This is a genomic window from Bacillus sp. BP-3, assembly GCF_028401955.1.
GTDB lineage: Bacteria > Bacillota > Bacilli > Bacillales > Bacillaceae_G > Bacillus_A.
This window is the reverse complement of record NZ_JAQOTJ010000027.1, coordinates 24,303-30,906: the sequence shown is the minus strand read 5'-3', so window position 1 is coordinate 30,906 and position 6,604 is coordinate 24,303. Positions and strand designations below refer to the sequence as shown.

Below are 6,604 nucleotides of genomic sequence, written 5' to 3'. Positions count from 1 at the left end.
TTTATCAGTGTTGACAGATAAAAAGAGGTTCAGACACAAAAACAGGCTGCGGAGAATACTTTCTCCACAGCCTGAAAAACGAGGGATTATCTCCCTCGTTTTCTTGTGCCAAGTCCTCGCTCTGTTAACAAATTCTTTCAAGTGTATTTCTTTTTTTCTGTCACACACTATATATAACTCCTCATTAAAGGAGGCACACAATGCACACATACACCGACTATGATAAAGCTCTTTATTACACATATTGTTGCAATTGGGAGAAGCTGCTTGTACTTATGGTACAAACAGAAGATCAGTTGTTTTCAAAGCGAATTGAACACTTCCTACACTCGTATCAATACAGTAACGATTTATCAGAAATTGACAAACAACTTCAACTGTTGTTTCAATATATTGATCATGCTACGCAGAAAACATATGCAGAGCAAGTCTATATGTAACAAACCAAGTTCCTACTACGATAAGACGCTATCCCGATGCACCGGGGTAGCGTTTTAGTATATTTTTCCAACTGACTGTTCATAATACATATTATGAATATAAAGCAAACGGACGTGATGATGTGAAAAAACACATTTACTTACTTTTACTTATCGCCCTATTGGTCAGCGGTTGTCAAAAAATGCCAAAAGAAACAACTCCGAAGTTTCAAGGGACAAAAAACGAAAAAGGATTACTGAACGTACTCCTGATTGGCAGCGACTCACGCGGAGAAACGCAAGCTAGGGCTGATACAATTATGATCGCACAATATAATAAACAAGAAAAAACAGTCAAACTTGCTTCTATTATGCGCGATAGCTACGTAGAAATTCCTACATACGATAAAAAGTATAATAAAATTAATGCCGCCTACTATTATGGCGGTCCTGAATTATTACGGAAAACGCTCCAACATAACTTTGGAATCGATGTATCTCATTACGTGACAGTTGATTTTGCTGCATTTGAAAAAATTGTAGATACTATTGCACCAGAAGGAATTACTGTAAATGTAACGCAGACAATTATCGATGATATGGGATTACATGTACAACCTGGCTCGCAGCAATTACACGGAAAAGAATTATTAAAATATGCACGCTTCCGTCATGATGCTGAAAGCGACTTTGGACGTGTAGGGCGCCAGCAAGAAGTACTGCAAGCTCTGCAAAAAGCCTTTACCGAAAAGGTGCAATCCGTAGACGGGGTCTTCCAATTACCTATGATTGTTTATGATCTTCTCCCTTATATTCAAACGAGCATGGATACGCAAACATTATTCTCACTCGGCAGTAACGTTCTCGCTCACCCTATTGAAAAAGTGGAAACGATGCGAATTCCAGTCGCAAATGGATACGAAACGAAAACGTATAAACATGCCGGAGCAGTATTAGAACTTCATTCGCAAAAAAATAAAGAAGCAATTCAAGAGTTTTTTATACATTCTACGAAAGCTGTGAATCAGTAACATTCCCTGAAAAACAAGGTGTATTTCACCTTGTTTTTTTATTTCCGAGTTTTCAGCGCAAAAAACTTTTATTATATCGAATGTTTTGCTTTCTTTTCCCCTCCTCCTCGTACTATAATTTTGTATGTAACTATTATAAGAGAGGTATAAAAAATGGACCGTGAAAAAAAACAAGAAGCTCTGCTATTTACCGCTTGGGGAACTTCATTTGTTGCTACACTCGGAAGCTTATATTTTTCCGAAATTATGAAATTTGAACCATGTACATTATGTTGGTACCAACGTATTTTTATGTATCCATTTGTGTTACTACTTGGAATTGCCGTGGCGCGTAAAGATTACCGCATTGCCACATATTCTTTGCCAATCGCAAGCATCGGCGCTTGTATATCGCTATACCATTATGCCATTCAAAAGGTTCCTGCTTTTTCAGAAGCTGGTGCAGTATGCGGACGAATTCCATGCACAGGACAGTACATTAACTGGTTCGGCTTCGTCACAATCCCATTTTTAGCACTAATTGCTTTTATCATCATTTCAATTTGTAGTTTTCTTTTATTAAAAACAAATAAGGAGATGAAGTAATGAAGAAAATGTTTCTTTTTGGCGGTATTGTCATCGCTTTATTAATCGCTATTTTTGCTGTATCAAACATGGAGAAAAAAGAAGAAACCACGACCACAACAGATTACTATACAAATAAAATCTCTTTAGATGATCTTCGAAAAAATATCCAAGAAAAGAAAGAGCAAACGATATACTTCTACCAAACAAGCTGTCCACACTGCCACAAAGTATCACCAGTTATCGTGCCAATGGCAAAAGATATGAACATTGATATGAAAGTTATCGACTTAGAAAATGAACCAAATGCTGTGTGGGATGAATTTAAAATTACAGGTACACCAGCTATCGTTCACTTTAAAGAAGGTAAAGAAGTAAGCCGTATTGAAGGAGAACAGCCGAAAGACAACTTTAAAAAGTGGTTTACAGAAAATAAAAAGTAACAAGAAAAGGAAGCTTCCTGTATACATGAAGTGTGCCTAAAAATCTCACACTACTTGTATAAGGAGGGGGATTCTATGCCAGAAGTACGATGCTCTGTCTCTAACTGCTCATTTTGGGGACAAGGTAACTTTTGTCAAGCAACTGCCATCTTCGTACAACCTGACTCTCAAGAGTCTACACACTCAGAAGACGAGTCATATACAGATACAATTTTATCTGGACAAACGATAGAAAGTTCGGCAATAACAAGCGTAGAAACATGTTGCCATACATTTCAGCCGAAATACTAAACCGCTGCCCATCTCGCACCGCATGAGATGGGCTTTCTTTTTGTACGCTCCCTTACTTCCAAGCATCATGCATCATTGCAATATATACAATAAGAATAAATGCCGATCCGCCTACTGTAATCCAGTGATATATACTATCTTCACATTCCCTAGCTTCAACAAATGCCCATACGAATCCTACTAATAACAACAAGTCTACATACGGAATGTACATCGAAAAGATGAATGAAATATACAAGTATATAACAAATAAGCACAATGTAATTAAAAAGATTTTAAATGCAAATTTACTATCTTCCTTTTCCACCTTATACTCCCCCTCGCCTTACAACATTCTATTCAAAGAGGGATTCAAGTGCGATATAAAGTGAAACTTCCATCAGTGACGCTTTTCTCACTTATGGTTAACCAATCGGGCATTTATTGCCCACGAATAGCGACATGAAAAAGGATACCATGCTCAAACGGTACCCTTTACTTCACCTCATATTTACGTTTATATATGTTACTTAGTACAGAGTAAGGAACTTGCTCATACTTTACCGTCGGTTCTTTTTCATTCATAATATACAAATTATTTCCTATATAATAAAGTCCGTTCTTTCCTTGCGAATACACAGGATATACTTCATTCGGTAATACGGTTTGAATTTCTGTAAATTGACCATTCGGTTCTTGCCAATATATTTTCGTTTGATCGATCGTTGTAATCTTCCCGATTTGGTCTTCCTCTAACACACGTCCATTCCAGCTGACAATCCGGTATCCAAATTGATGTGCCGCATATTCAGGAGACGTATGAAAATGAGTAATAATTACCTTCGTTTGTAATGGAATTCGATCATACAACCATTGAATATCTCGATCATACATACGAATACATCCGTTCGACTCACGTCTACCAATCGACCATTCACGATTTGTCCCATGAATGGCATATTCATTTTTATTTAAACCCATCCACCTAGTACCGAGTGGATTATTCGGTGCACCACCCGGGATTTTTTTTCGATGATATTCTTTGTTTTTATATTTATTAATAATGCAAAACGTTCCTTCTGGTGTAGGTGTAATTTTCTTGCCAGTTGTAATCGGAAAAGTTCGCACATAGTTTCCATTTTCAAAAAAAGATAATTGATTTGTTGCTAAATTTATAAGCAATAAATGATCTGCCTTCTCAGCAAAAATGATTGGTACACATAAAAAAAAGAATAGAAATACTAATGCAAGTGAACATGCTTTTTTCATCAATGTCACCTCCACATTCCCCTCAAAATCTCACCATTAATATACTATGGTTCATTTAGTTTTTACTATAAATCCAATTCTTATGAATGAGAGCTGACCTTAAAGATCAGCTCTCAAAAGTATCGGCGATTTGACACATTTTAAAGACCATTCGACACCGTTCGTCACAATGAAACTATACTACTTAACCATTAACAATTACCCCTCCGTTAACGTGAAGGATTTGTCCCGAAACATAAGTAGAATCATTTGAAGCTAAATAGACATATGCCGGTGCTAATTCATACGGTTGTCCCGGCCGCTTCATCGGGACATTGCTGCCAAATTCAGATACTTTTTTCTCATTGAAACTTGACGGGATAAGCGGTGTCCAAATTGGACCTGGGGCAACGCCGTTAACTCGAATGCCTTTTGGAACTAAAGATTTTGCTAATGAACGTGTAAAAGAAACAATTGCTCCTTTTGTTGCTGAATAATCAATGAGCTGCTCATTTCCTTCATACGCCGTAATGGAAGCGGTGTTCACAATGACATCACCTTGCTTTAAATGAGCAAGTGCCACTTTTGTTATATAAAAATACGAGAAGATATTAATTCGAAACGTCTTTTCCAGCTGTTCTGATGTAATAAACTCTAAACCTTGCTGCGGATATTGCTGCGCAGCATTATTCACAACAATATTTAACCCCCCCAATTGCGCTTCTGCCTCTGTTACAACTTGCTGGCAATGTTGCTCATTACTAATATCTCCCGGAAATAAAAAACACTTTACACCTTGCGATTCGACCCAACGCTTCGTTTCCTCTGCATCTTCATGCTCATCTAAATACGCAATCGCTATATTGGCACCCTCTTTTGCAAAAGCAATCGCTACCGCTCTCCCAATTCCGCTGTCTCCTCCCGTAATCAGTGCGCATTTCCCTTGGAGTTTCCCGCTTCCTATATACTTCTCATCTATACATTTTGGGCGTGGATTCATGATTTTCTCAATTCCCGGCTGTTTCTCTTGATGTTGCGGGGGCAGTGTTTTCTTCGGTTGTTCTTGTTGTGTCATACTTTAAAACCTCCTTATCATATGTCTTTCTTATCATGCGCGAAACAAAAAAATATACTTAATCCTTTCAAAAAACGAAATATATACATAGAAAACGCATTTAACATTCGAAATTCCGCCATAAAAAACTGAAAAAATGAATTTCTTTCGATAAATCTCTTGCCAAAAAACAAAATAACGAATATTATATATAACTGTTGTGACAATTATTCGTAAAAAGAAAGGATGTTTTTATGTTTAACCTTTCAAAACATCAAACTTCTATTAAAAATGAAATTACAGCTGGTATTATTACCTTCTTAACAATGGCATATATTATTGTCGTAAACCCAGTCATCCTTGGTGATGCAGGTGTTCCATTTGAACAAGCATTTACAGCGACAATCATCGCTGCTGTTATCGGAACATTATGTATGGCATTCTTTGCAAATTTACCAATTGCAATCGCACCAGGTATGGGATTAAATGCTTACTTTGCTTACTCAGTTGTAAAAACTCATGAAGGCATGACATTTGCAATTGCTTTCTCTGCTGTATTTGTAGCAGGTATGATTTTAATTTTGCTATCATTAACTTCTTTCCGTACAAAATTAATGGAAGCTATTCCTGAAAACTTAAAACATGCCATTACAGCTGGTATCGGTTTATTTATCGCATTTATCGGCTTGCGCCTAACAGGCATCGTGACGAAACATCCTTCAAATTTAGTTGGACTTGGAGATCTTCACTCTCCGTCTGTTTTACTTGCATTAGCTGGACTTGCGATTACGTTAGTACTTATGTCTTTAAACGTAAACGGTGCATTATTTATCGGTATGTTATTAACAGGAATTATCGCTTACTTTACTGGACAATTAACGTTTTCAAACGGAGTTACCTCTCTGCCTGGTTTACCAGAAGGCGTAATTGTTTCCAATCCAATTACAGCAGTATCTGATGTCATTCACTACGGATTATACGGCGTTGTTTTCTCGCTCTTCCTTGTAACATTATTCGATACAACAGGTACACTTCTTGGAGTTGCACAGCAAGGCGGCCTTATGAAAGATGGAAAACTTCCAAATTCCGGACGCGCTCTTCTTTCAGATTCTATTTCTGCGACAATTGGTTCCATGTTTGGTACAACACCAACAACTGCTTATATTGAATCTTCTGCTGGTGTTGCGGCTGGTGGTCGTACAGGTTTAACAACATTAACTGTTGCCATATTATTTGCAGTAACTGCATTCTTCGGACCACTTGTTGGTGCAGTATCTGGCGTTTCCGCTATTACAGCTCCGTCATTAATTATTGTTGGTAGTTTAATGATGGGCGCAGTTCGTCATATTGATTGGGATGCATTTGATGAAGCTTTCCCTGCATTTTTAGTGATTTTAAGCATGCCGCTTACATCAAGCATTGCAACAGGTATTGCACTTGGCTTCATTTCATACCCGTTGATGAAAATAGCAAAAGGACAATTCCGTGCGGTTCATCCGCTTATATATGTATTTGGTATTTTATTTGCTTATCAGTTAGTATTTATACCGCATTAAAAAAAGGTGACTCATTATT

The 6,604-nt window shown here is 37.4% G+C and carries 9 protein-coding genes; 6 read left to right on the top strand and 3 right to left on the bottom strand.

Annotated elements, in window-relative coordinates; all coding sequences use genetic code 11:
* Positions 1–200 precede the first annotated feature (200 nt).
* The 5 genes from PLX19_RS24305 to PLX19_RS24285 all read left to right on the top strand — a co-directional run bounded on the left by PLX19_RS24305 (position 201) and on the right by PLX19_RS24285 (position 2,748).
* Positions 201–440 carry a YhdB family protein gene (locus PLX19_RS24305; protein ID WP_272191467.1) on the top strand — a complete coding sequence of 80 codons (240 nt, stop codon included), beginning with the start codon at positions 201–203 and terminating at the stop codon, positions 438–440.
* 122 nt (positions 441–562) lie between these two features.
* A complete protein-coding gene (locus PLX19_RS24300) occupies positions 563–1,450 on the top strand; it encodes an LCP family protein (protein ID WP_272191466.1) in 888 nt (295 codons plus the stop codon).
* Positions 1,451–1,603: 153 nt separating this feature from the next.
* Positions 1,604–2,035, top strand: a complete 432-nt coding sequence (locus PLX19_RS24295) for a disulfide formation protein C (RefSeq protein WP_272191465.1) — start codon at positions 1,604–1,606, stop codon at positions 2,033–2,035.
* The gene (locus PLX19_RS24290) at positions 2,035–2,457 is read left to right on the top strand and encodes a thioredoxin family protein (protein ID WP_272191464.1); all 423 of its coding nucleotides are present in this window, start codon (positions 2,035–2,037) and stop codon (positions 2,455–2,457) included. The genes PLX19_RS24295 and PLX19_RS24290 overlap by 1 nt, the downstream gene beginning before the upstream one ends.
* 75 nt (positions 2,458–2,532) lie before the next feature.
* Positions 2,533–2,748, top strand: a complete 216-nt coding sequence (locus PLX19_RS24285; protein WP_272191463.1) for a DUF1540 domain-containing protein — start codon at positions 2,533–2,535, stop codon at positions 2,746–2,748.
* 52 nt (positions 2,749–2,800) lie between these two features.
* Here PLX19_RS24285 and PLX19_RS24280 read toward each other — a convergent pair whose 3' ends face one another.
* The 3 genes from PLX19_RS24280 to PLX19_RS24270 all read right to left on the bottom strand — a co-directional run bounded on the left by PLX19_RS24280 (position 2,801) and on the right by PLX19_RS24270 (position 5,050).
* A complete protein-coding gene (locus PLX19_RS24280; RefSeq protein WP_272191462.1) occupies positions 2,801–3,055 on the bottom strand; it encodes a hypothetical protein in 255 nt (84 codons plus the stop codon).
* Between the two features lie 167 nt (positions 3,056–3,222).
* Positions 3,223–3,996, bottom strand: a complete 774-nt coding sequence (locus PLX19_RS24275; RefSeq protein WP_272191461.1) for a L,D-transpeptidase — start codon at positions 3,994–3,996, stop codon at positions 3,223–3,225.
* A 184-nt stretch (positions 3,997–4,180) separates the two neighbouring features.
* Complete coding sequence (locus tag PLX19_RS24270) at positions 4,181–5,050, bottom strand: SDR family oxidoreductase (RefSeq protein ID WP_272191460.1); 870 nt, start codon at positions 5,048–5,050, stop codon at positions 4,181–4,183.
* A 233-nt stretch (positions 5,051–5,283) separates the two neighbouring features.
* Here PLX19_RS24270 and PLX19_RS24265 point away from each other — a divergent pair, with 233 nt between their 5' ends.
* Positions 5,284–6,585, top strand: a complete 1,302-nt coding sequence (locus PLX19_RS24265) for an NCS2 family permease (RefSeq protein ID WP_272191459.1) — start codon at positions 5,284–5,286, stop codon at positions 6,583–6,585.
* The last annotated feature ends 19 nt before the right edge of the window (positions 6,586–6,604 follow it).

What these genes read in the sequence shown, in the direction of transcription:
- PLX19_RS24305 (WP_272191467.1), top strand. Translation starts at nt 201, where the DNA reads ATGCACACATACACCGACTATGATAAAGCTCTTTATTACACATATTGT.
- PLX19_RS24295 (WP_272191465.1), top strand. Translation starts at nt 1,604, where the DNA reads ATGGACCGTGAAAAAAAACAAGAAGCTCTGCTATTTACCGCTTGGGGA.
- PLX19_RS24290 (WP_272191464.1), top strand. Translation starts at nt 2,035, where the DNA reads ATGAAGAAAATGTTTCTTTTTGGCGGTATTGTCATCGCTTTATTAATC.
- PLX19_RS24285 (WP_272191463.1), top strand. Translation starts at nt 2,533, where the DNA reads ATGCCAGAAGTACGATGCTCTGTCTCTAACTGCTCATTTTGGGGACAA.
- PLX19_RS24275 (WP_272191461.1), bottom strand. Translation starts at nt 3,996, where the DNA reads ATGAAAAAAGCATGTTCACTTGCATTAGTATTTCTATTCTTTTTTTTA.
- PLX19_RS24270 (WP_272191460.1), bottom strand. Translation starts at nt 5,050, where the DNA reads ATGACACAACAAGAACAACCGAAGAAAACACTGCCCCCGCAACATCAA.
- PLX19_RS24265 (WP_272191459.1), top strand. Translation starts at nt 5,284, where the DNA reads ATGTTTAACCTTTCAAAACATCAAACTTCTATTAAAAATGAAATTACA.